The organism is Cupriavidus sp. 2SB (genome assembly GCF_005503625.1).
Lineage (GTDB): Bacteria > Pseudomonadota > Gammaproteobacteria > Burkholderiales > Burkholderiaceae > Cupriavidus.
The window spans coordinates 93,925-116,803 of sequence record NZ_SCMX01000001.1 but is presented as its reverse complement, the minus strand read 5'-3'; the positions used below and the strand labels follow the sequence as shown (position 1 = coordinate 116,803).

Here is a 22,879-nt window from a genome sequence, read left to right as displayed (position 1 = left end):
CGGCATCCCTTCCGTGGTACCGCTGCGATGGCCAACGTGCGCAGCGATACCACGCACCCCACGCATCCCCAACATCCGGCCTGAACCGCCGCAAGGAGTCTCCCGATGAGAGTCATGATCGTCACCGATGCCTGGGAACCGCAGGTCAACGGCGTGGTGCGCACCCTGAAGTCCACGCGCCGCGAACTCGAGGCCATGGGCCACACGGTGGACCTGCTCACACCGCTGGAATTCCGCACGGTGCCCTGCCCCACCTATCCCGAAATCCGCCTCTCGATCCTGCCATCGGGCCGGGTGCGCCAACGCATCGAACAATTTCGCCCCGAGGCGCTCCACATCGCCACGGAAGGCCCGCTCGGCCTGGCGGCACGCGCATATGCGATGAAGCACCGCCTGCCATTCACCACGGCCTACCACACACGCTTTCCGGAGTATGTGCAGGCACGCTTCGGCATTCCGCTGGCATGGACCTACCGCTTCCTGCGCTGGTTCCATGGACCGGCGCGCGCGGTCATGGCACCCACGCCGGTCGTGCTTGACGACCTGCAGCACTACGGCATCACCAACGGGGTGCTGTGGACACGCGGCGTGGATCTCGATGTCTTTACCGCGCAGCGAGCAAACGTTTTAAACACGGCGCATCCGATCTTCCTCTACGTGGGTCGCGTGGCAGTGGAGAAGAACGTCGAGGCCTTCCTGCAACTCGACCTCCCCGGCTCCAAATGGGTCGTGGGGGATGGGCCGGCCCTGGCGGCACTGAAGTCGCGGTATCCGTCTGCAAACTATCTGGGCGTGCTCAAACAGCCAGAACTGGCAAAGGTGTATGCTTCCGCAGATATTTTCGTGTTCCCAAGCCGGACCGATACGTTTGGGTTGGTTCTACTCGAAGCGCTGGCCAGCGGCCTGCCCGTGGCGGCTTATCCGGTGACGGGGCCGATCGACGTGCTCGGCGACAGCCCGGCTGGCGTCATGCACGAAGACCTGCGGGAAGCCTGCCTGGAAGCCCTGCGCATCGACCGCGCAACGGCCCGCGCGCATGCCGAGAAATTCTCCTGGCGCGCGGCATCCGAGCAGTTCCTCGCGCACCTGCGTCCGCTGGCACCCCAGGCGGGCGGCACCGACAACCCGGTACAACCCGTCGCACCCGATCATGGCCAAGTCTCACCCCACGCAACCGCGAGATCCGTCGCTGCCTCGGCCGACCACCGCCCGAACGGCGGCTGAAGTGGACGCCGACTACTCCGTAGAAAAGAATCCCCACAAGGGCAATCGCGGCTTGAGCCGGGCGTGGCATGCGGGTATCAACTCGCTGTCGGGCCTGCGCTTCGCCGTGCTGGAAGAAAGTGCGTTTCGCCAGGAACTGACGCTGGTGGTCATCCTGGCGCCGTGCGCGTTTTTGCTGCCGGTATCGATCGTGGAGCGCGTGCTGCTGCTCGGTACGCTGCTGCTGGTACTGATCGTGGAACTGCTGAACTCCAGCGTAGAGGCAGCCATCGACCGGATCTCGCTGGAACGCCACAGTCTCTCGAAGCGCGCCAAGGATTTCGGCAGTGCGGCGGTGATGCTGGCGCTGGTGCTGTGTGGCGGGACGTGGCTGGCGATTGGCGGACCACACCTGGTGCACTGGGTGGGAGCGCTGCTGAAATAGGATCAGCAGCGCCGCGTCAGGGCGCCGTCAGGTTTTCTCGCGCCCCGCCTGCCATTTGTCGACGTGTACGCGCGGCGCCGCCGCGAGCTTGCCGATCAGGTCTTCGGCGCGATCCGATACATGCAGCATGTCGGCGTGTACCTGTTTCAGGAATCCCTCGCCCACGGCGTGGTTCAGGAAGGCCAGCATCCCATCGTAGAAACCCGCCACGTTGAGGAGCCCCACGGGCTTGTCGTGATAGCCGAGCTGGGCCCACGTAAAGGTCTCGAACAGTTCCTCGAAGGTACCGACTCCCCCCGGCATGGCGATGAAGGCATCGGAGCGGTCGGCCATCATCTGCTTGCGCTCGTGCATATTGCGCACGACGTGCAGTTCGGTCAGGCCGCGATGGCCCACCTCTTTCTGCATCAGCGCATCGGGGATCACGCCGATGGCCGTACCGCCGTGTGCCATCACGCTATCCGCCACGATCCCCATCAGGCCGACCTTGCCACCGCCGTAGACCAGTGCCAGACCTTGCTCGGCCATGCGCTGGCCCAGCGTTCGGGCGGCCTCGGCATACTCCGGCCGGAATCCCGGGCTGGAGCCGCAATAGACGCAGATCGATGTCATCGTGCTCGTGCTCACTTGCGCTCCTTGTCGGCACGGGCCTTGTCGTCAGCGGCCTTCTGCGTGGCGTAGTCGCGCGCCAACTGGTCGAACGCCTCGCGCGCCTTGCCGCGCAGGTAGGGCGCGAGGATCGAGAAGATGTGATAGCTGGAGCCGTGCAGATAGCCGCGAATCTGTTCGGGATCGTTGTACTGGCGCGGGTGCTGCACGAACTGGAAAGACAGCCAGTACGTGGCGATCACGACGATATTGGTGCAGACCGCATCCACCTGTTCCGGCGTGGCATCCATGTCGCCGTCTTCCTGGAACTGGCGGCAGATCTCCAGCGCGAAGCGCTTCTTCTGCTCGACGATGCGCTTGAAGTTGGTCTCCAGCATCCGGTTGCGCGCCAGCAGGTCGTTGATGTCGCGGTACAGGAAGCGGTAATTCCACAGGAACTCGGACATGTACTGCAGGTAGTCCCAGCTCTCGCCCAGCGTAGCCTTGTGGTCCTCCGGCATCCTCAGGCGGCGCTCCATCTCCTGCTCGAAGCGCACGAAGATGGAATTGATGATGTCGTCCTTGTTGCGGAAGTGATAGTAGAGGTTGCCGGGACTGATCTCCATGGCCTCCGCGATCGTCGTGGTGGTGACGTTCGGTTCGCCCAGTTCGTTGAACAGGCGCAGCGAAACATCGAGAATGCGGTCCCGGGTACGACGCGGGCCAGTTTGCGGCTTGGCTTCCATGGATATCTGGACAGAACTTCGATCGGCAGGATTGGGATTATAAGCACAGCGGCCCACCCGCCCCGATTGGGCGGCGCCAAAGGCACGCGGCACTGCGCAGCTAGAAACGCGACCCCGGCTGCTTCAGGAAAGCCGCTTCCTCTTCCGAGGTTGCACGCCCGACCACCGCGTTGCGGTGCGGGAACCGCCCGAAACGGGCGACGAAGTCCCGATGCTTCTCGGCCCACTCCACCACATCGACGGCACCCGCCGTGTCCTCCCGCAGTGCCGTAAATTCCCGTACCGAGATGTTCTGCTGCGCCATGTCCTCTGCATGCTCGAACGGCAGATAGCAGAACATGCGGTGCCATGGCGTGGGCATTTGCCGATCCCGGCCATCGGCCAGCAGGCGTTGTGCCAGCGTCAGCGCCTGGGCGTCCGTGGCAAAGCTGCGCGCGTCGCCGCGGAACATGTTGCGCGGGAACTGGTCGAGCAGCACGATCCGCGCGCAAGCGCCGGCCGGGGTCACAGACCAGTCATCCGGGGCGCCGTCATGCGCGGCCTGCCAGTCGGCAAGAAACCTTGTGCGGATTTCCGCATCGAACGCATCGGACTTGATGAACCACTCGCGCCGCGTCTGATTCCACACATTGGAGCCGGGCAAGCCGAACCAGAAATCGAGGACGGCTTGCGCGGCGGCGGGAATCCTCGACGTTTCAGCGCTGGACATTGCGCATCCAGTCGGCCGTCTGAAACAGCGCCTGCATCAGCCGCATCTGCAGCGTCTCGGGCACGTTGACATCCTGCATCGCCAGCGCCATGCAGCGCATCCACTGGTCGCGCTCGCTCGTGCCGATCTCGAAGGGTAAATGGCGTGCGCGCAGCTTCGGGTGGCCAAAGCGGTCGATGAAGTAGTTCGGGCCGCCCAGCCAGCCGCACAGGAACCAGAACAGCTTGTCGCGCGAACCGTCGAGCGTCGGCGGATGCAGCGCCCGCAGGCCGGCGAACTCCGTCTCCAGGTCCATCAGGTCGTAGAAACGGTCCACGAGTTCGCGCACGCGCGCCTCGCCGCCCAGCAGTTCGTAGGCGGTGATTTCCTCGCGCTGTTCGTTGTTGTCGTTATTGTCGTTGTTGTCGTTGTTGGTGGTGTCGTCACTCATGGCTGGCTCAATTCACATCGCGCAGCGTGGCCAGTGCCGGTTGGCGCAGCACCTCGCGCAAACCCAGCCAGCCGCCCGCAAAAGCGCACAGCATGCCAGAAACCACGCCCACGGGCAGAATCCACGCGTTGAAACGGTAGGGGAAGTCGAACACGAACTGGGACAGGCCCCAGCCCACGGCGACGGCGCCCAGGCTGGCCAGCAGCCCGGCCAGGCCGCCCACAACGAGAAACTCCGCGTACTGGGTCTGCCGCACCATCGCCGCGGACGCGCCCAGCGCCTTGAGCAGGCCCGCGTCGCGCTTGCGTTCGTCGCGCGCACCGGACAGTGCTGCGTACAGCACGGTGACACCGGCCAGCAGCGTGAAGATGAACAGGAACTCCACGGCGGCGATGACCTGATCGAGCACGCCCTGAACCTGACGCAGGATCAGGTCCGTATTGACCACAGTGATATTCGGAAAGGCCGCAGTGAGCTTGTTGCCGAGTGCCGCCTGGGCAGGCGGCAGATGGAACGCCGTGATGTACGTGGCTGGCATGTCATGCATCCGGGCCGTGGGCAGGATGACGAAGAAATTGACGCGCATCGAACCCCATTCGAGCTTGCGCAACGACGTGACCGGCGCTTCCACGGTCTGGCCCGCTATGTCGAAGCGCAGCGTATCGCCCAGCCGAATGTTCAGGGTCTTGGCGATGCCCTCTTCCACCGAGGCCCCACCATTGCCCTGACCCAGATCCCATTTACCCGCCACCACCTCGTTGCCTTCCGGCAGCGCGTCCATATACGAAAGATTGAACTCGCGCTCCACCAGTCTGCGCGCACGGTCCTCGCGATAGCTATCGGCCTGCACCGCGCGCTCGCCAATCTGGATCAGGCGGCCGCGCACCATCGGGAACAGCCTGTCGTCCACGCCGCTACTGGCCAGCATGTCGCGCAGCGGCTCGCGCTGGTCGGGCTGGATGTTGATGATGAAGCGGTTCGGCGCATCGGCCGGCGTGGCGTTGCGCCACGAATCGATCAGGTCGTTGCGCGTCATGCCGAGCAGCAGCAGCGCCATCAGTCCCACCGCCAGCGCCACCGTCTGCAGCACCGTTACCCCCCGGCGCCGCTCCAGCACGGCCAGCGCAAAGCGCCATCCCACGCTGCCGCGCGCCCGGCCACGCATGGCGCGCGAGAATGCCAGCAGCAGCACCAGCGCCAATACGGCGAACACCGCGCCCGCGCCCACGAAGCCGCCTGCCGTGGTGATGCCGAGTTTCACATCGCGCGCGGCCACCAGCAGCAGCGCCACGAAGGCGACCAGCCCCAGCGCATAGGCGATCCACGCCGAAACGGGCGGCGGACCGATGTCACGCCGTAAGACGCGCAGCGGCGCGACGCGCGTGAGCGCAAGCAGCGGCGGCAGCGCAAACCCCACCAACAGCACCAGCCCGGCCGCCATGCCGACAAGCGCCGGCACCAGCGAAGGATGCGGCAGCGAAACCTGCAGCACGCCGCCCAGCGACTTGAGCAGCCCATAGTGCGCGGCGTAACCAATCGCCACCCCGACCAGTGCACCGCCCAGTCCCAGTAGCAGGAACTCGATGCCGAACGCAGCCAGGATCTGTCGCCGCGACAGGCCCATGCACTTGTAGACCGCGCAGGCGTCGGTGTGGCGCTGCATGTACCGGCGCGCGGACATTGCGATGGCCACGGCGGCGATCATCGCCGACAACACCGCCACCAGCGACAGGAACCGCTCGGCGCGGTCCAGCGTGGCACGCATCTGCGGCTGACCCGATTCGAGCGATTCCACATGCATGTTGCGCAAATGCTTCTGCTCGATCTCGTCGGCGGCCCACTTCTGGTACGCCTGCCCTGCGGCATCGGGGCCCGCCACCAGCAGGCGGTACGTCACGCGGCTGCCCCAGCCGATTAGCCTGGTCGCTTCCAGATCGCTCATCGGGAAGATCACGCGCGGCGCAAAGTTCATGAAGCCGGCGCCCCGATCGAGTTCCTGCGTGATGATGCGTTCGATGCGGAACGTCTGGCTGCCCAGCTGGATGCTGTCGCCCATGCGCAGGTTCAGCGATCCCAGCAGCGCCTCGTCCACCCAGGCCGTGCCGGGGGCCGGGATGCCGTTCGCCGCCGCTTCGTCGCCGCCGGGTGCCTGCGCCAGCTTGAGGCCGCCGCGCAGCGGGTAGCCGTCGCTGACGGCCTTGAGCGCGGCCAGTTGGCTGGCGGCCTCCCCTCCTTCCGGTGCCCCGGCCGGACGCGCCGTGGCCATGCTAGGGAACGTCACGGTCTGCGCCACCTGCAATCCATCGCGCTTCGCCCGGTCGATAAAGGCCGTGTCGAAGGGTTGATCGGCGCTCAGGCGAACATCGGCACCGATCATTTGCCGCGCATCGCGCTCCAGCCCCAGCCGCATGCGGTCGGCCAGGAAACCCACGCTGGAGAGCGCCGCCACGGCCAGCACCAGCGCAAACAGCAGCAGCGTCAGTTCACCAGCCAGCCAGTCGCGGCGGGCCATGCGCAGGGCCTGGCGCCACGCGGAGAATCGGACGGGGGGATCGACGGAAACGGTCTCGGCTGGCATCGGCAGTTGGCTATCGGGAAATCTGTATTCAGGAAGTAAAAAGGGATATCGCAGTCACGGCCGGCGGGGCGGCCCCTCTGCGGAACCACGCCCCACACCGCGCAGCCCCGCGTGCAGCCGCTTGACCCCGCGCCAAAGCCTGGGCAGCAACCAGATGGCCACCAGCAGGAACACGCCCAGCAGCACGAAGAACACCACCGGCAGGAAGATCGCCAGCAGCAGGCCGCCTATCGTGCCCACATCTTCGGTGAATGAGGCCACCCAGTTGGAAAAAGGTTCGGGCGAGACATTGATCAGCGCCCGCGTACCGGCCTTGGTGGCATGGGCGGTGCCTGCCAGCGTACCGCCCACCAGGCCGGCCGCCACGGTCCATTGCGGGTCCATGTGGCCGAACGCGGCGGCAGCCAGGATGGCCCCGGCGGGAATACGGATGAATGTCTGGATGCCGTCCCAGGCGGTGTCGAAACCGGGCACCTTGTCCGCCACGAACTCGGTCACGGTCAGGATGGCGGCTACGCCGATCACCCACCACGATGCCAGCACCTGGAGTCCGGACGGGAGATCGAGCCAGCCAAGACGCGCCAGCACCCCGGCAGTCAGCACGGCCAGATAGAGACGGAAGCCGCTGGCCCAGGACATGCCGGCGGCCAGCGCGGCGGTTTCGAGCATGGGAGTCCTCGTTTGCAGCGCATTGGCGCAATGCGCTTCGAGGCAGTGTAATCCCGTCGCCGCCAGCCTGCGCCTTTGACGCGATTATGCCCCTATCGGCACTCCCCCACCCGATTCAGCCTTGGTTGGCTGGCACGGGTTCGAGGCGCGGCAATTGCGGCAGGTCGGACGCCACTTCGGCAATCATGCGACGCAGCCACATCACGTCCGGCGCGGCGTGGCAGCGCTCGTGCCAGAGCTGGTAGAAGCGCATGCGCGGGAACGACACCGGCGAAGGCACCATCCGGATGGGCAGGTACTGGGCATAGTGAGCGGCAAACTGGCGGCCCGTGGTGAACACCATGTCGGTTTTCATCAGCACGTAAGGCACCAGCCCGAAATACGGCAGCGTAACCTGGATATTGCGCTTGTAGCCCTGCTCGGCCAGCGCCTGGTCGATCATGCTGCGCTGCATCGACGCGTACGGCGCCGGGGCGAGGTGCGGCATTTCCAGGTAGTGCCGCAGCGTCAGCCCGTGGCGGGCCAGCGGGTGCTGGGCGCCGAGCATGCAGACCACTTCATCGTCGAACAGCGGCGAGATGTGCAGATGCTCGGGCGGCGACAGCCAGTTGCCCACCACGATATCGAGATGGCCCTGCTCCAGCGCATCGAGAAAGTCCGCCGACTGCGTCATCGGATGGATGAACAGCTTGGCGCCCGGCGCCAGCCGGCGCACGCGTTCAACGATATTCGGCAGGAAGAAGGCGTCGAGGTAGTCCGGCGCGCCCAGGTGAAACGTGCGCGTCGTCGTGGCCGGATCGAACTGCTGCGGCGGACGCGCGATGCGGTCCATCGCCGCCAGACTCTGCTCGGCCAGCAGCAACAACTCGCGGCCTCGCTCGGTGGGCACCATGCCGCTCTTGCCGCGCACCAGGATGGCGTCGCCAGTAATTTCGCGCAGGCGCTTCAGCGTATTGCTGATGGCCGGCTGCGACTGGCCCAGCCGGACGGCGGTGCGGGTCACGCTCTGCTCGGTGAGCAGGGTGTGCAGTACCCGCAGCAGGTAAGTATCGAGATGGTCGCGTCCGTGCATGGCAGATGCCGCCACGCGCCTGCGCTCTCTCGGGCGGGGCGTGGCTGGCGTGGGGGAAGGGAACGGCGCATAGTGTATGACAGCCACCCCCGATGCGGTCAATTCGGACGCCCACAGCGCCCCAACTACGGGAAGACCCGGAGAAACGCCGCCAGGCCGCCATGGGGCTGGAGTTCCGGCGCAGGCGCGTCGCCTTGGGCGCGCCTTGATGGGGCATATCACATGGGCCGAATATTGCATCAAAGGGCCAATGCTATGTTTGCAACCATCCCCGAAAGAGAGAAGACCATGGAGACGCAAACCATCCGCTTTTTCCACCGCGGCCAGGTCCAGGAAGTGGCAGACGCCCCCGTCACCCGCACTGTCCTGCAGTACCTGCGTCAAGACGTGCGCTGCACCGGCACCAAGGAAGGCTGTGCCGAAGGCGACTGCGGTGCCTGCACCGTCGTGCTGGGCGAGCTCAAACAGGACGGCGATGTCGAGTTCAAGGCCGTCAACGCCTGCATCCAGTTCCTGCCCACGCTCGACGGCAAGGCGCTGATCACGGTGGAAGACCTGCGCCAGGCCGACGGCGCGCTGCACCCGGTGCAGGAAGCGATGGTGGAGTGTCATGGCTCGCAATGCGGCTTCTGCACGCCCGGCTTCGTCATGTCGCTGTGGGCGCTGTACCAGCAGCACACGCCCGGCGCCGCCCCGCCCCCTCGGCAGGAAATCTGCGATGCGCTGACCGGCAACCTGTGCCGCTGCACCGGCTATCGCCCGATCGTCGATGCCGGCCAGCGCATGATGGCCCTGCCCGCGCCGACGGCCAGCCGCCTGAATCCGAAGCAGATTGCCGATACGCTGCGTAACCTCAAGCGCGGCGAGACCTTCCACTACAGCGTGCGCGGCCAGCATTTCTACGCCCCGCGCACCGCCGCCGAGTTCGGCGCGATCAAGGCCGCCGAGCCTGGCATCCGCATCCTGGCTGGCAGCACGGACGTGGGCCTGTGGGTGACCAAGCAGTTCCGTGAACTGGGCAACCTGCTTTACGTCGGCCAGGTGGAAGACCTGACCGGCATGGCCAAGCGCGATGGCGTTATCGAGATCGGCGCGGCCGTGACGCTGGAAAAGGCTTACGCCGCGCTGGCCGAAACGCACCCCGATCTGACCGAACTGTGGAAGCGCTTTGCGTCGCTGCCAATCCGCAACGCGGGCACGCTGGGCGGCAACATCGCCAACGGCTCGCCGATCGGTGACTCGATGCCGGCCCTGATTGCGCTGGGCACAGAGGTGGTGCTGCAGCGTGGCGAGACCCGTCGTACGATGCCGCTGGAAGACCTGTACCTCGCCTATCAGAAGACTGCCATGGTCGAAGGCGAGTTCGTGGCGGGCCTGCGCGTGCCGGTGAAGGGACCGCAGCATTTCCGCACGTACAAGCTGTCCAAGCGTTTCGACGAGGACATCTCGGCCGTGTGCGCAGCGTTCGGCATCGATGTCGAAGATGGCATCGTCAAGTCTGCCTGCATCGCCTTTGGCGGCATGGCCGCCACACCCAAGCGTGCCCCGCTGGCGGAAGCCGCCCTGACGGGCCAGCCGTGGAACGAAACCACGGTGCGCGCCGGCATGGCTGCACTGGGTCAGGACTACACGCCGCTTTCCGATATGCGCGCTACCGCGGCCTACCGCTCGCGCGGCGCCGCCAACCTGCTCTATCGCTTCTGGCTGGAGACGCGCGATGGCGCCCTCCCCGCTGCCATGGTCAATGTCCGCGCGCTGGGCGCTGGCGAGGCCGTGGGTGCTGGTGAAACCGCAAGCGTCTGAGGAGAGTCAGCATGAACAAGCAAACCGAACCCTTCCTGCTCGACGCCAGCGTGGCCGCAGAGTCCACGCCGCAAGTGGGCATCTCGCGCCCGCACGAATCGGCCCATCTGCACGTGGCGGGCACCGCCACCTATACCGACGACATTCCCGAACTGGCCGGCACGCTGCACGCCGCGCTCGGCATGAGCACCAAGGCGCATGCGCGACTGAAATCGGTCGGCCTCGACCGCGTGCGCAAGGCGCCGGGTGTGGTGACCGTGCTGACCGTCGATGACATCCCCGGTGTCAATGACTGCGGCCCGATCATCCACGACGATCCGATCCTGGTGAAAGACACCGTGCAGTTCATCGGCCAGCCGATCTTTATCGTCGTGGCCACCTCGCATGACGCCGCGCGCCGTGCCGCACGTCTGGCCGACATCGATTACGAAGACCTGCCGCCGGTGCTGTCGCCCGAGGCCGCGCACGCGGCGGGCAGCTACGTGTTGGCGCCGATGCACCTGACGCGTGGCGAGCCCGCCGCGCATCTGGCGTCGGCAGCGCATCGCGACAGCGGCCACATCCGCCTGGGCGGACAGGAGCAGTTCTACCTCGAAGGGCAGATCGCCTACGCCGCGCCGCGCGAGAACGATGGCATGCACGTGTGGTGCTCCACGCAGCATCCCACCGAAATGCAGCACGCCGTGGCCCACATGCTCGGCTGGCACGCGCACCAGGTGCTGGTGGAATGCCGGCGCATGGGCGGCGGCTTCGGCGGCAAGGAATCGCAATCGGCCATGTTCGCGTGCTGCGCCGCGCTGGCGGCATGGAAGCTGCTGTGCCCGGTCAAGCTGCGTCCGGACCGCGACGACGACATGATGATCACCGGCAAGCGCCACGACTTCACGTTCGACTTCGACGTGGGCCATGACGACGAAGGCCGCCTCGAAGGCGTGCGCGTGGAGATGGTGTCGCGCGCCGGTTTCTCGGCCGACCTGTCGGGCCCGGTGATGACCCGCGCGATCTGCCACTTCGACAACGCCTACTGGTTGCCGAACGTGCAGATCGACGGCTACTGCGGCAAGACCAACACGCAGAGCAATACGGCCTTCCGCGGCTTCGGCGGTCCGCAGGGCGCGTTTGCCATCGAGTACATCCTCGACAACGTGGCGCGCAATGTTGGCAAGGATTCGCTTGAGGTCCGCCGCGCCAACTTCTACGGCAAGGGCGAGCGCAACGTCACGCCGTACGGCCAGACCGTGGAAGACAACGTCATCCATGAACTGATCGACGAACTGGTGGTGTCCAGCGAGTACCAGGCACGCCGCGAGGCCACGCGAGCGTTCAACGCGACGAGTCCGATCCTCAAGAAGGGCATCGCCATCACGCCCGTGAAGTTCGGTATCTCGTTCAACGTGGCGCACTACAACCAGGCCGGCGCGCTGGTGCATGTCTACAACGATGGCTCGGTGCTCGTGAATCACGGCGGCACCGAGATGGGGCAGGGCCTGAACACCAAGGTGGCGATGGTGGTGGCGCACGAGTTGGGTATCCGCATGGAACGCGTGCGCGTGACCGCGACCGACACCAGCAAGGTTGCCAACACCTCGGCCACGGCGGCCTCGACCGGCGCCGACCTGAACGGCAAGGCCGCGCAGGACGCCGCGCGCCAGATCCGCGAACGCCTGTCCGAGTTTGCCGCGCGCAAGGCCGGCGTGGAAGTCTCCACCGTGCGCTTCAACGACGATCTGGTGATCGCCGGCGAACTGCGCATGCCGTTCGGCGACCTCGTGCGTGAAGCCTACGTGTCGCGCGTGCAGTTGTGGTCCGATGGTTTCTACACCACGCCCAAACTGTACTGGGACCAGAAAGCACTGCATGGCCGGCCGTTCTACTACTTCGCGTACGGTGCTGCGTGCTCGGAAGTGCTCGTCGATACGCTGACTGGCGAGTGGAAGCTGCTGCGCGCCGATGCGCTGCACGACGCAGGCAAATCGCTGAATCCGGCCATCGACATCGGCCAGGTGGAAGGCGCGTTCGTGCAGGGCATGGGCTGGCTGACCACCGAGGAACTGTGGTGGAACGCGGCGGGCAAGCTGATGACGCACGCACCGTCCACGTACAAGATCCCGACGATCAACGACGTGCCGGAAGGCTTCCACGTGCGGCTGTTCCAGAACGAGAACGTCGAGGATAGCATTCACCGTTCGAAGGCCGTCGGCGAGCCGCCGCTGTTGCTGCCGTTCTCGGTGTTCTTCGCGATCCGTGATGCGATTGCTGCCGTGGGTGACTACCAGGTCAACCCGCCGCTGCGCGCCCCGGCCACGAGCGAAGCGATTCTGGACGCCGTGGAAGCCGTGCAGGCAACCACCGGCGCCACCGCCTGACGCGAGCAAGGAAACATCATGCAGGACGCCCCGCTCAAGCCATTCCGATTCGCCGATGCCGCCCGCTGGCTGCGGGCCGGCGTGCCCGTGGCCATGGTCACGATTGCCGAGGTCAAGGGTTCCGCGCCGCGCGAAGCCGGCATCCGGATGCTGGTGACGGCCGACGACCTCGTCGGCACGATCGGCGGCGGCCATCTGGAATGGCGCGGCATGGACATCGCGCGGGCCATGCTGGCCAATCGCCATGTCCGGGGCAATCCGCACCGCCGCATCGAGCGGATTCCGCTTGGGCCCGCGCTGGGCCAGTGCTGCGGCGGCGTGGTGAAACTCGCGTTCGAGGTGCTCGGCACAGCGGATCTGGCGTGGCTCGACGCGCTCGAAGCATCGTTCGCCGAAGGCAAGTCGCTGCAACGGACGGTGGCACTGTCCGGCGACGTTACCGTGTCGGAAAGCCGCGCACTGCTGCCATCGGTGACGCTGCATGCCGACGATACGTGGATCGACACGCTCGTGCCCTCGCCCATGCACATGGTGCTGTTCGGCGCGGGTCACGTGGGCCACGCACTGGTCAAGGTGCTCGCCACGCTGCCGTGTACCGTGCATTGGGTGGATGAGCGCGACACGCTGTTTCCGGGCGGCCTGCCCGCCAACGTCGAGGCGGAAGCCACCGACTCACCGGAAGCCGTGGTGGATCAAGCACCTGCCGGCACGTATTTCCTGGTCATGACGCACAGCCATGCGCTCGATCAGAGCTTGTGCGAGCGGATCTTCCGTCGCAACGACTTTGCGTACTTCGGACTGATCGGCTCGAAAACCAAGCGTGCCAAGTTCGAGCACCGCATGGTGGAGCACGGTATCGACCCCGCGCGCTTCCCCGAAATGACATGCCCGATGGGTGTGGCAGGCATCACAGACAAGGCACCGGCTATGATTGCGGTAGCCATCGTCGCCCAGCTGCTTCAGGTTCGCGACCAGCGCATTGCTGCGCTGTCCGCTCACCGGCTGGAGGCGATGCATCCGTAACAAGACGGCCGCGATCCGGCCGTCGTCATAGAAAAATGAGGCCCCATGACCATTGATGCCGCGCTGGCGGACAAGATCCGCCGTACCCCCAAGGCCGAATTGCACGTGCATATCGAAGGCACGCTCGAACCCGAGCGCATCTTCCGGCTGGCCCAGCGCAACAACGTCAAGCTGGCCTATGCCGATGTGGAAGCGTTGCGCGCCGCCTACGCCTTTACGGACCTGCAGTCGTTCCTGGATATCTACTACGCCGGTGCCAGCGTGCTGCTGACCGAGGAAGATTTCTTCGACATGACGATGGACTACGTGAAGCGCGCCGCCGCCGACAACGTGCGCCATGCCGAGATCTTTTTCGATCCGCAAACCCACACCGAACGTGGCGTGCCGATGGGCACCGTGATCGACGGTATTTCCGACGCGCTGGCGCAGGCCAGCACCGAATACGATTTTTCGAGCAGCCTGATTCTCTGCTTCCTGCGCCATCTTTCCGAGGAAGACGCGTTCGCCACGCTCGAAGCCGCGCTGCCGTATCGCGACCGCTTCGTCGGCGTGGGACTCGATTCGTCCGAGCGTGGCAACCCGCCCGAGAAATTCGCTCGCGTGTTTGCCCGTGCGAAGGAACTGGGCCTGCGGCTGGTGGCCCACGCTGGCGAGGAAGGCCCGGCGCAATACGTGACGGATGCCCTGGACATCCTCAAGGTGGAGCGCATCGACCACGGCGTGCGTGCCATCGACGACGACGCACTGGTGCAGCGCCTCGCTCGCGAACGCATCGCGCTGACCGTGTGCCCGCTGTCGAACCAGAAGCTGAAGGTGTACCCGGACCTGGCCGATCATTCGCTGAAAAAGCTGCTGGATGCTGGCGTGGCCGTGACGCTGCACTCGGACGATCCTGCGTATTTCGGCGGCTACATGAACGCCAACTGGGAAGCCACGTTCGATGCGCTGCCGCTGGATGCTGCAGACGCCTACAAGCTGGCCCGCAACAGTTTCGAAGCGGCCTTCCTGCCGGACGCGCGGAAAGCCGATTTCCTGGCCGAAGTCGACCACTTCTGGTCGGCCACGCCCACCCACCCGCCTGCAACGGCCAACGTGAACCCCACGACCTGACCGGGCACATACGAAGAATGCCGGCGCCGCGCCCGCTGCAAGATCGCAAGATCCGCGCGGGCGCTGGCTCCGGCCGCCCCTGAGACAAGACGATGACGACGACCGCCCCCTCCTTCCCGAACACCTCCGGCACCCGCGCCGTGCGCGGCCGCATCCTCCATTTCCTGCGCGATCCGCAGTTTCATGAGGATGCCTACGAGTATTGGGAAGACGGCCTGCTGATCGTCACGAACGGCCACATCGCTGCGGCCGGTGCCTACGCAGACCTGTCGCACGACATCCCGGTTGGCGCCGAAGTCATCGATCATCGCGGCAAGCTGATCGTGCCGGGCTTTATCGACACGCACGTCCACTATCCGCAGACCGATATCATCGCGTCGCCGTCGCCGGGCCTGCTGCACTGGCTCGACACGTACACCTTCCCCGAGGAGCGCCGCTTCAGCGACGCCACCTACGCGCGCGGCGTGGCCGACTTCTTCACCGACGAACTGCTGCGCAACGGCACCACGACGGCGATGGTGTGGAGCACCGTGCACGCTGCGTCCGCCGATGCGCTGTTCGCCGCCAGCCAGGCGCGCAACCTGCGCATGATCACCGGCAAGGTGATGATGGACCGCAACTGCCCCGAATTCCTGCGCGACACCGCCGAGACCGGTGCGCGCGATTCGGCGGACCTGATCTCGAAGTGGCATGGCAAGGACCGTCTGGCCTATGCCATCACGCCGCGCTTCGCCCCGACCTCCACCGAGGCCCAACTGGCCGCCTGCGGCGAACTCGCGCGCGCCCATTCGGATGTTTTCATCCAGACTCACGTTGCCGAAAACCGCGACGAAGTGAAATGGGTGGCGGAGTTGTTCCCCGATGCGCGCAGCTACCTCGACGTCTATGACCGCTACAGCCTGCTGCGCCCTGGCGCGTTCTACGGCCACGCGATCTACCTCGACCCCGAGGACCGCGTTCGCCTGGCCGACAGCGGCGCAGCCGTGGCACATTGCCCGACGTCGAACCTGTTCCTGGGCAGCGGCTTCTACGACTTCCACCAATCCGATGCCAATCGCCTCAACGTGACACTGGCCACCGACGTGGGCGGCGGCACGTCGTTCTCGATGTTCCGCACGATGAATGCCGCACACAAGGTGGCGCGCATGGGCGGCTATCACCTGACCGCGCTGCGGATGTTCTACCTGGCCACGCGCGCGGCGGCCGATGCGCTCGGCTGGCAGGACCGCGTGGGCAGTTTCGAGACAGGTTGCGAAGCCGACTTCATCGTGCTGGACCCGGAGGCCACGCCGCTGATCGGACGCCGCAGCAGCCGCTGCGAAACGCTGGAAGAGCAACTCTTCGCGTTCGCCATGCTGGGCGACGACCGCGTGATCGACAACGTCTATGTGATGGGCGAAGCCACCCGCACAATGGCGTCCTGAAAGGTGTCCGAGCGCAAACAACCTTCCGATTCCTGACCAGAAATATCCCTAATAGCCCAAGTGTCTTGATTGGGATCAACACAACAGTCATCAAACCCTTCTAGCCTGTCGGATTCATGCGCCCCTCCGCTTTTGCCGTATAGGATGGGCGCAGCCTCGACTCCGACAAGCCTGACACATCGATGACTGCCCGATCCGACACCCTATCTGCTGCCGACGCCTCGGCCGACGCTGGGGCCAGCAATCCCGGCCAGCCGCATACACGCGGCAACCTTCCCCTGCCCGAACCCATCGCGTTCGAAGCCCCCTTTCCCAATCGCAAGACCATCCGCAGCTGGCTGATCCCGCTCGGGGACCGCAGCACGCCGCGCGCGCTGATGCTGTTCGCGTTCGACTATCTGCTGTTCGCGGCAGTGCTGGCCGGCGTGGTACTGGTGCCGGCATGGTGGGCCAAGGTCGGTCTGGGTGTGCTGGCCGGCCTGATCATCGCCCGCCTGTTCATCATCGGCCATGACGCCTGCCACCAGAGCCTGACCGACAACCGCGGCCTGAACAAATGGCTCGGCCGGCTGACCTTCCTGCCGTCGCTCACGCCGTACAGCCTGTGGGAAGTGGGCCACAACGTGGTCCATCACGGCTATACCAATCTCAAGGGCTTCGACTTCGTGTGGGCGCCCTACTCGCTGGAAGAATTCCGCGCGCTGCCGCGCCGCCGCCGCGTGATGGAGCGGATCTACCGTAATGGATTCGGCGCCGGCCTGTACTACCTCATCGAAATCTGGTGGTTCAAGCTGTTTTTCCCGAGCAAGCGCCAGATGGCAACCCGTCGTGCAATCTTCATGTGGGATTGCGCACTGGTCGCCGCCTTCGGCGCGCTGTGGATCGGTGCGTTGGCAGTGCTGGCGATGGCCACGGAGCAGTCGGTCCTGTTGATGATCGGCACGGGTTTCGTGCTGCCGTTCCTGATCTGGAACACCACGGTCGGCTTCGTGCTGTACGTGCACCACACCCATACGAGCGTGGCGTGGTACGACACCAAGCCGATGTGGTCCAAGGCGCAGCCGTTCGTCTCGACCACGGTCCACCTGCGCTTCGGCATGGGTATCGGCGCCGCGCTGCATCACATCATGGAGCACACCGCGCACCACGTGGACATGAGCGTGCCGCTGTACCGGCTCAAGAAGGCCCAGGCACTGCTCGAACACGCACTGCCGGGCCGCATCATCATCGAGAACTTCTCGTGGCGCTGGTACTTCCGCACGGCGCGCCGCTGCAAACTCTACGATTTCAAGGCACTTTGCTGGACCGATTTCCGCGGTCGCCAGACCAGCGAGAACTCGCCGGTCCCCGTCTGATACGCACCATCTACTGAGAACCGTTCTCAAAAACTAGCATTTACGCCGGATTGGTGGACATCATCCACCGCTCTGGCTACAATGCGGCCTTCCATTGGGGAGTAGCCGCCCTGATCTCACCGCGCCGCGCAATGCGGCATCCGGAAGACAGGGGCGTACGTCAACAGACTTGACTGCCACCGCAGTTATGGCGTGCGCAGCTCTGGACCTTGCGTCCGGCGCCTGGCGAGACCGATGACCATACCTTTCTGGCCGGGCCGGGAAAGGCATGCGTCATTGGCATCTCGCAGATGCGCCTTCGGCCCGGTTATTCGACCTATAAGAAATGGCATCCTCATTCCTCGTCTCCACAGGGATCGTCGCGCTCGCGGAAATGGGCGACAAGACGCAATTGCTTTCGCTCGTCCTCGCAGCACGGTATCGCAAACCCATCCCCATCATTCTCGGCATCCTGATCGCCACACTGGTCAACCACGGTTTTGCCGGGGCACTGGGTGGATGGCTGACCGATGTGCTGGGCGCGAATCTCCTGCGGTGGATCCTGGGCCTGGGCTTTATCGCCATGGCGGCATGGATGCTGATCCCGGACAAGCTGGACGACGCCGAAGACACCAAGCCTGCCAAGACCACGCTCGGCATCCTGGGTACAACCATCGTGGCATTCTTCTTTGCCGAAATGGGCGACAAGACGCAGATCGCCACCGTGGCGCTGGCTGCGCGTTTCCATGGTGAAGTCCTGGCCGTGGTAGCAGGCACGACGCTCGGGATGATGCTCGCCAATGCCCCTGCCGTGCTGCTTGGCGACAAGTTCGCCAACAAGATGCCCATCGCCCTGGTGCACAAGATCGCCGCTGCGATCTTCCTGGTACTGGGCCTGCTGGCGCTGTTCAATGTCGGCGGCTGAGGCACCGACGCAATAATAAAAAAACGGGGCACGAAGCCCCGTTCAAACCCTCGCCGGTTCGGTACAGCCGACTGCCAACTGCGCAGCCTCCGAACCGTCGATCACCGATGCCCGGTCAGATTCAGTTGGTGTTCAGTTGGTCGTCTTGGCGCCGCCTTCGAACCATTGGCCCAGCAATGCGCGCTCGTCGTCCGTGATCTGCGTGACGTTGCCCAGCGGCATCGCCTTCTGCTGCACAGCCTGCTGATAGATCAGCTGGGCATGCGACTTGATGTCATCCACGGTATCGAGCTTGATGCCCTTGGCAGCCGTCGGCATCATCTTCGGCTGCTCGGCATGACACTGCACGCAGCGCGAGTTCATGATCTCCTGCACCTTGACGAAGCTCACCGCGTTGGCGGCAGCGCCATCGGCCTTGGCCACTTGCGGACGCGGCTGCGGTGCGATCAGGAACGCCACCACGCCCAGGCACGCCACACCGGCGGCCGGCCACGCGATGTTGATCTTGCCCTTGTGCTTCAGGATGAAGAACTGACGGATGAACACGCCGGCCAGCATGATCGCGATCAGCACGGCCCAGTTGTTCTTGGCCGCGTACGTCATGCTGTAGTGGTTCGACAGCATCGCGAACAGCACCGGCAGCGTGAAGTACGTGTTGTGCACGCTGCGCTGCTTGGCACGCTTGCCGTGGATCGGATCCACCGGCTTGCCGGCCCGCAGGGCTGCCACCACCTTGCGCTGGCCCGGAATGATCCAGAACAGCACGTTCGCGCTCATGATCGTGGCGATCATCGCGCCGGTCAGCAGGAATGCCGCGCGACCCGAGAAGATATGGCACGCCACGTATGCGGCCACACCCACGTAAATCGCCACGAGGATACCAACCGTCTTGTCGCTCTTGCCGAAGATGCGGCAGATGGCGTCATAGACCACCCAGCCGGCGATCAGGTATGACACCGCGAACCCGACTGCCGCGCCCGGCGACATGTCGAAGACGTTCTTGTCGATCAGGAACGTGCTCGCGTTGAACAGGTACAGCACCACGAACAGCGCGAAGCCGCTCATCCACGTGGAATACGACTCCCAGTAGAACCAGTGCAGATGCTCGGGCAGTTTGGCCGGCGACGAGAGGTACTTCTGCGGGTTGTAGAAGCCGCCGCCGTGCACGGCCCAGAGTTCGCCGCCGACACCTTTCTCCTTCAGGTTCTCGTCGGTGGGGGGCGTCAGGCTGTTGTCGAGCCAGACGAAGTAGAACGATGAGCCGATCCAGGCGATTGCGGTGATGACGTGCAGCCAGCGCAACAGCAGATTGGCCCAGTCGAGAATGTAGCCTTCCATGACTTGTCTCCTTTCCCTTCCGACCGCTTCAGCTACCGCGATAGGTCGAGTACGACCACGGCGAGACCAGCAGCGGCACGTGGTAGTGGCCGCTCGTATCGGCAATGCCGAAACGCAGGGTTACCACGTCGAGGAATGCGGGCTCGGGCAGCCTGGTGCCCTGCGCGCGGAAGTAGTCGCCGGCGCCGAAATCGAGTTCGTAGACGCCAACCTGCAGGTCGGCACCTTCCAGCAGGGGCTGGTCTGCACGGCCGTCGTGGTTGGTCTGGATCGACTTCAGGGTCTCGCGACGATTGTCGACAATTTTATGCAGGGTAACCGACATGCCGGCGCCGGGCGTGCCGGCTGCGGTGTCGAGAACGTGAGTGGTCAAGCGTCCCATCCTGTTCTTCCTTTGGAGTGTGGGTTGTGAGGGGCGCCGCTGCCTTCACTAGCACCATTTGTGGGGAATGGTGCCCGCTCGGTACGTATTTCAACGCATCCCGGCGCTAGGTTGGTGCGTGGCGACAATGCGCCTGCACCGACCCGGTGACAACTCGGTAGATACCCGCGGTTGTCAAAAACCGTACTCGGTTTTGTTGACAATGGTGCTTGCATATCCAAATAATTGTCAACAATTTTTAGATCCATGCAGCCGTATGACCAATATCAAGACGCTTGATGTCGATCTGATGACCGGTCGCTACGATCACTGACCATCGCCCCTTCAGCTTTTTTGCGAGTGTCCAGGATGTCCAAGAATCTCAAGCTCATTGCCCCCACCGCCGCCGACGTACTGCCTGCGTCCCTCGACAACAAGCCTGCCCGCAAGGGATCGGTGGAAGAGCGCATGTATCACGAGATCTACGACGCGATCATGGAGCACCGCCTGCCGCCGCGCACCAAGCTGACGGAGCACTCGCTTTGCGAGATCTATGCCACCGCGCGCCACACCGTGCGCAAGGTGCTGTCGCGTCTGGCCGCCGACGGCATGGTGGATCTGGAACCGAACCGTGGCGCGTTCATCGCCAGCCCGTCCACGGACGAGGCCCATGACATGTTCGAACTGCGCCAGATGCTCGAGCGTGCCGTGCTCGACAAGCTGGCTTCCCTGCCGAACGTGCGTGCCGTGATCGCCCCGCTGCGCAAGATGGTGAACGACGAGCGCCAGGCGTTCCTGACTCACGAGCGTCCGCGCTGGATTCGCTTGTCCGCCGAATTCCATACCGCACTGGCCGAGCTGTCCGGCAACGAACTATTGGTAACGATGATGCGTCGCCTGGTGTCGCGCACGACGCTGATGATCGCCAGCGTGGAAGCCCCCGGCCACAACGCGTGTTCGTTCGACGAGCACGACGAGATTCTCGACGCACTGGAACAGGGCGACGCTGCCCTCGCCAAGTCGCGCATGGCGCACCACCTTGGCGCGTGCGCCGATCGCGTGCAACCCGATGAACCAGGCAATTTCGATCTTCGCAGCGTGCTGGGCCGCTCCACCTAGCGCAATGTTCCCGCCGCCGGGCAACAGCCATCCCCTGTTGCCGATGCAGACCCACCGGTTTAGCCACCACATTCGCCCGTCAGAGGCACGGCAGGAAACCGGACAAGAACCGTCAACAAGTGCCCACGACAAGAGGCGCCGACAAAACGGTCAAGGGTAAAACCCGGCGCGCGTTCCCATCCAAAACCAAAGGAGAGGAGACACACCCATGAATTCCGCAAGCACCACGGTCCCCACGGATCTCACAAACGAGCGGCTGCCCTCCGGGCGGTTGCTGGCGCTGGGCCTGCAGCATGTACTGGTGATGTATGCCGGCACGGTGGCGGTTCCGCTGATCGTCGGCGGTGCGCTCAGGCTCCCCAAGGATCAGCTCGCCTTCCTGATCAATGCCGACCTCTTCGCAGCGGGCCTGGCTACGCTGATCCAGGCCATCGGTTTCTGGAAGTTCGGCATCCGGCTGCCGGTGATGATGGGCGTCACGTTCGCATCGGTGGCACCGATGATCGCCATCGGCAACGATCCCAACGTCGGCTTGCTCGGCATCTATGGCGCGGTGATCGCGTCAGGACTGTTCGGCATCCTGATCGCGCCGATGATGGGGCGCATGCTGGGACTCTTCCCACCCGTGGTGACCGGCACCGTGATCACGCTGATCGGTGTGTCGCTGATGCGGGTGGGCATCAACTGGGCCGGTGGCGGACAACCCACCACCCGCGCCGTGATCGATGGCGTGGTCAAGGAAGTACCCAACCTTGCCTACGGCGATCTGACCAACCTCGGCATCGCCGGGCTGGTGCTGCTGGTGATCCTCGTGCTGAGCAAGTACGGCCGCGGACTGGTATCGAACTGCGCGGTGCTGCTCGGCATCATCGTCGGCACGCTGGTGGCCATGGCCTTTGGCAAGGTGTCGTTCGACGGCCTGCATGACGCGAGCTACGTGGCCGTCATCACGCCGTTCCACTTCGGCATGCCGACATTCGAGATCACCGCCATCCTGTCGATGTGCATCGTCATGCTGATCACACTGGTGGAGTCCACCGGCATGTTCCTGGCGCTGTCCGACATCACGGGCCGCAAGCTGAGCCGCAGCGACCTGACGGCCGGCCTGCGCGCCGATGGCCTGGGCACGGTGATCGGCGGCGTGTTCAACACCTTCCCGTACACCTCGTTCTCGCAGAACGTGGGTCTGGTCACGGTAACCGGCGTGCGCTCACGCTACGTGGCGGCAGCCGGCGGCCTGATCCTGATCGCGTTCGGCCTGTTCCCGAAGATGGCCCACGTGGTGGCTTCGGTGCCGCAGTTCGTGCTCGGCGGCGCCGGCATCGTGATGTTCGGCATGGTGGCGGCCACGGGTATCCGCATCCTGGGTTCGTGCGACTTCAACAAGAACCGCCACAACCTGTTCATCGTGGCGATCTCGATCGGCTTCGGCATGATTCCCACGCTGTCGCCCACGCTGTTCCAGTATCTGCCCAAGTGGACCGACCCGTTCACGCACAGCGGCATCGTGCTCGGCACCATCGTCGCAGTGGCGTTGAACCTGTTCTTCAACGGCATCCAGTCTGCCGATGAAGCCATGCGCAACGCCGCGGCAAACTCGCACGGCACGGAGTAACGCCGCCGACGATTGACCGCC

20 protein-coding genes and 1 riboswitch are annotated in these 22,879 nt (G+C 64.8%); of the genes, 11 read left to right on the top strand and 9 right to left on the bottom strand.

The features are described from left to right. Positions 1 to 105 precede the first annotated feature (105 nt). Complete coding sequence (locus FFS21_RS00590) at positions 106 to 1,224, top strand: glycosyltransferase family 4 protein (protein ID WP_137922995.1); 1,119 nt, start codon at positions 106 to 108, stop codon at positions 1,222 to 1,224. Continuing rightward, positions 1,151 to 1,648, top strand: coding sequence for a diacylglycerol kinase (locus FFS21_RS00585; protein WP_137922994.1), 498 nt, complete (start codon positions 1,151 to 1,153; stop codon positions 1,646 to 1,648). Before FFS21_RS00590 ends, FFS21_RS00585 begins: the two co-directional genes overlap by 74 nt. Before the next feature lie 27 nt (positions 1,649 to 1,675). Here FFS21_RS00585 and FFS21_RS00580 read toward each other — a convergent pair whose 3' ends face one another. From FFS21_RS00580 to FFS21_RS00550, 7 genes are all read right to left on the bottom strand, one after another. Further along, positions 1,676 to 2,260 (bottom strand): LOG family protein, encoded by a 585-nt coding sequence (locus tag FFS21_RS00580; RefSeq protein ID WP_137923072.1) that lies wholly within the window; start codon positions 2,258 to 2,260, stop codon positions 1,676 to 1,678. Positions 2,261 to 2,271: 11 nt separating this feature from the next. After that, a complete protein-coding gene (locus tag FFS21_RS00575) occupies positions 2,272 to 2,982 on the bottom strand; it encodes a TetR/AcrR family transcriptional regulator (RefSeq protein ID WP_137922993.1) in 711 nt (236 codons plus the stop codon). 100 nt (positions 2,983 to 3,082) lie between these two features. Continuing rightward, positions 3,083 to 3,691, bottom strand: a complete 609-nt coding sequence (locus FFS21_RS00570; RefSeq protein ID WP_137922992.1) for a DUF924 family protein — start codon at positions 3,689 to 3,691, stop codon at positions 3,083 to 3,085. Further along, positions 3,678 to 4,121, bottom strand: a complete 444-nt coding sequence (locus FFS21_RS00565; protein ID WP_249359022.1) for a group II truncated hemoglobin — start codon at positions 4,119 to 4,121, stop codon at positions 3,678 to 3,680. The genes FFS21_RS00570 and FFS21_RS00565 overlap by 14 nt, the downstream gene beginning before the upstream one ends. A 7-nt stretch (positions 4,122 to 4,128) precedes the next feature. Continuing rightward, positions 4,129 to 6,699, bottom strand: coding sequence for an ABC transporter permease (locus tag FFS21_RS00560; RefSeq protein ID WP_137922991.1), 2,571 nt, complete (start codon positions 6,697 to 6,699; stop codon positions 4,129 to 4,131). Between the two features lie 54 nt (positions 6,700 to 6,753). After that, positions 6,754 to 7,368 carry a DUF4126 domain-containing protein gene (locus FFS21_RS00555; RefSeq protein ID WP_137922990.1) on the bottom strand — a complete coding sequence of 205 codons (615 nt, stop codon included), beginning with the start codon at positions 7,366 to 7,368 and terminating at the stop codon, positions 6,754 to 6,756. A 115-nt stretch (positions 7,369 to 7,483) separates the two neighbouring features. Then, on the bottom strand, positions 7,484 to 8,440 hold the full coding sequence (locus FFS21_RS00550) for a LysR substrate-binding domain-containing protein (protein ID WP_137922989.1): 957 nt from the start codon (positions 8,438 to 8,440) through the stop codon (positions 7,484 to 7,486). A 288-nt stretch (positions 8,441 to 8,728) separates the two neighbouring features. Here FFS21_RS00550 and xdhA point away from each other — a divergent pair, with 288 nt between their 5' ends. From xdhA to FFS21_RS00515, 7 genes are all read left to right on the top strand, one after another. Continuing rightward, entirely contained in the window at positions 8,729 to 10,243 is a 1,515-nt protein-coding gene (gene xdhA, locus FFS21_RS00545; protein ID WP_137922988.1) for a xanthine dehydrogenase small subunit, read from the top strand. A gap of 11 nt (positions 10,244 to 10,254) precedes the next feature. Then, on the top strand, positions 10,255 to 12,609 hold the full coding sequence (gene xdhB, locus FFS21_RS00540) for a xanthine dehydrogenase molybdopterin binding subunit (protein WP_137922987.1): 2,355 nt from the start codon (positions 10,255 to 10,257) through the stop codon (positions 12,607 to 12,609). Positions 12,610 to 12,627: 18 nt separating this feature from the next. Next, entirely contained in the window at positions 12,628 to 13,632 is a 1,005-nt protein-coding gene (xdhC, locus tag FFS21_RS00535) for a xanthine dehydrogenase accessory protein XdhC (RefSeq protein ID WP_137922986.1), read from the top strand. Positions 13,633 to 13,677: 45 nt separating this feature from the next. Beyond that, positions 13,678 to 14,742, top strand: coding sequence for an adenosine deaminase (locus FFS21_RS00530; RefSeq protein ID WP_137922985.1), 1,065 nt, complete (start codon positions 13,678 to 13,680; stop codon positions 14,740 to 14,742). 92 nt (positions 14,743 to 14,834) lie between these two features. After that, positions 14,835 to 16,166, top strand: coding sequence for a guanine deaminase (gene guaD / locus FFS21_RS00525; RefSeq protein WP_137922984.1), 1,332 nt, complete (start codon positions 14,835 to 14,837; stop codon positions 16,164 to 16,166). 182 nt (positions 16,167 to 16,348) lie between these two features. After that, positions 16,349 to 17,521 (top strand): fatty acid desaturase, encoded by a 1,173-nt coding sequence (locus FFS21_RS00520; protein ID WP_137922983.1) that lies wholly within the window; start codon positions 16,349 to 16,351, stop codon positions 17,519 to 17,521. 84 nt (positions 17,522 to 17,605) lie between these two features. Then, positions 17,606 to 17,745, top strand: a riboswitch (yybP-ykoY riboswitch). Between the two features lie 101 nt (positions 17,746 to 17,846). Beyond that, the gene (locus tag FFS21_RS00515) at positions 17,847 to 18,425 is read left to right on the top strand and encodes a TMEM165/GDT1 family protein (protein ID WP_137922982.1); all 579 of its coding nucleotides are present in this window, start codon (positions 17,847 to 17,849) and stop codon (positions 18,423 to 18,425) included. Between the two features lie 132 nt (positions 18,426 to 18,557). On the opposite strand, the gene FFS21_RS00510 is transcribed toward FFS21_RS00515, so the two are convergent. Then, entirely contained in the window at positions 18,558 to 19,763 is a 1,206-nt protein-coding gene (locus FFS21_RS00510; RefSeq protein ID WP_137922981.1) for a urate hydroxylase PuuD, read from the bottom strand. Between the two features lie 28 nt (positions 19,764 to 19,791). Then, on the bottom strand, positions 19,792 to 20,145 hold the full coding sequence (gene uraH, locus FFS21_RS00505; protein WP_137922980.1) for a hydroxyisourate hydrolase: 354 nt from the start codon (positions 20,143 to 20,145) through the stop codon (positions 19,792 to 19,794). A 348-nt stretch (positions 20,146 to 20,493) separates the two neighbouring features. Between uraH and FFS21_RS00500 the strand changes: the two genes are divergently transcribed. Together FFS21_RS00500 and FFS21_RS00495 are read left to right on the top strand one after the other, a co-directional pair. Further along, positions 20,494 to 21,243 carry a GntR family transcriptional regulator gene (locus FFS21_RS00500; protein ID WP_137922979.1) on the top strand — a complete coding sequence of 250 codons (750 nt, stop codon included), beginning with the start codon at positions 20,494 to 20,496 and terminating at the stop codon, positions 21,241 to 21,243. A gap of 208 nt (positions 21,244 to 21,451) precedes the next feature. Continuing rightward, positions 21,452 to 22,858, top strand: coding sequence for a nucleobase:cation symporter-2 family protein (locus FFS21_RS00495; protein ID WP_137922978.1), 1,407 nt, complete (start codon positions 21,452 to 21,454; stop codon positions 22,856 to 22,858). Positions 22,859 to 22,879: the final 21 nt, after the last annotated feature.

Excerpts from the sequence above, each read along its gene's own strand:
- FFS21_RS00590 (WP_137922995.1), top strand. The coding sequence starts at position 106 with ATGAGAGTCATGATCGTCACCGATGCCTGGGAACCGCAGGTCAACGGC.
- FFS21_RS00585 (WP_137922994.1), top strand. The coding sequence starts at position 1,151 with ATGGCCAAGTCTCACCCCACGCAACCGCGAGATCCGTCGCTGCCTCGG.
- FFS21_RS00580 (WP_137923072.1), bottom strand. The coding sequence starts at position 2,260 with ATGACATCGATCTGCGTCTATTGCGGCTCCAGCCCGGGATTCCGGCCG.
- FFS21_RS00575 (WP_137922993.1), bottom strand. The coding sequence starts at position 2,982 with ATGGAAGCCAAGCCGCAAACTGGCCCGCGTCGTACCCGGGACCGCATT.
- FFS21_RS00570 (WP_137922992.1), bottom strand. The coding sequence starts at position 3,691 with ATGTCCAGCGCTGAAACGTCGAGGATTCCCGCCGCCGCGCAAGCCGTC.
- FFS21_RS00565 (WP_249359022.1), bottom strand. The coding sequence starts at position 4,121 with ATGAGTGACGACACCACCAACAACGACAACAACGACAATAACGACAAC.
- FFS21_RS00560 (WP_137922991.1), bottom strand. The coding sequence starts at position 6,699 with ATGCCAGCCGAGACCGTTTCCGTCGATCCCCCCGTCCGATTCTCCGCG.
- FFS21_RS00555 (WP_137922990.1), bottom strand. The coding sequence starts at position 7,368 with ATGCTCGAAACCGCCGCGCTGGCCGCCGGCATGTCCTGGGCCAGCGGC.
- FFS21_RS00550 (WP_137922989.1), bottom strand. The coding sequence starts at position 8,440 with ATGCACGGACGCGACCATCTCGATACTTACCTGCTGCGGGTACTGCAC.
- xdhA (WP_137922988.1), top strand. The coding sequence starts at position 8,729 with ATGGAGACGCAAACCATCCGCTTTTTCCACCGCGGCCAGGTCCAGGAA.
- xdhB (WP_137922987.1), top strand. The coding sequence starts at position 10,255 with ATGAACAAGCAAACCGAACCCTTCCTGCTCGACGCCAGCGTGGCCGCA.
- xdhC (WP_137922986.1), top strand. The coding sequence starts at position 12,628 with ATGCAGGACGCCCCGCTCAAGCCATTCCGATTCGCCGATGCCGCCCGC.
- FFS21_RS00530 (WP_137922985.1), top strand. The coding sequence starts at position 13,678 with ATGACCATTGATGCCGCGCTGGCGGACAAGATCCGCCGTACCCCCAAG.
- guaD (WP_137922984.1), top strand. The coding sequence starts at position 14,835 with ATGACGACGACCGCCCCCTCCTTCCCGAACACCTCCGGCACCCGCGCC.
- FFS21_RS00520 (WP_137922983.1), top strand. The coding sequence starts at position 16,349 with ATGACTGCCCGATCCGACACCCTATCTGCTGCCGACGCCTCGGCCGAC.
- FFS21_RS00515 (WP_137922982.1), top strand. The coding sequence starts at position 17,847 with ATGGCATCCTCATTCCTCGTCTCCACAGGGATCGTCGCGCTCGCGGAA.
- FFS21_RS00510 (WP_137922981.1), bottom strand. The coding sequence starts at position 19,763 with ATGGAAGGCTACATTCTCGACTGGGCCAATCTGCTGTTGCGCTGGCTG.
- uraH (WP_137922980.1), bottom strand. The coding sequence starts at position 20,145 with ATGGGACGCTTGACCACTCACGTTCTCGACACCGCAGCCGGCACGCCC.
- FFS21_RS00500 (WP_137922979.1), top strand. The coding sequence starts at position 20,494 with ATGTCCAAGAATCTCAAGCTCATTGCCCCCACCGCCGCCGACGTACTG.
- FFS21_RS00495 (WP_137922978.1), top strand. The coding sequence starts at position 21,452 with ATGAATTCCGCAAGCACCACGGTCCCCACGGATCTCACAAACGAGCGG.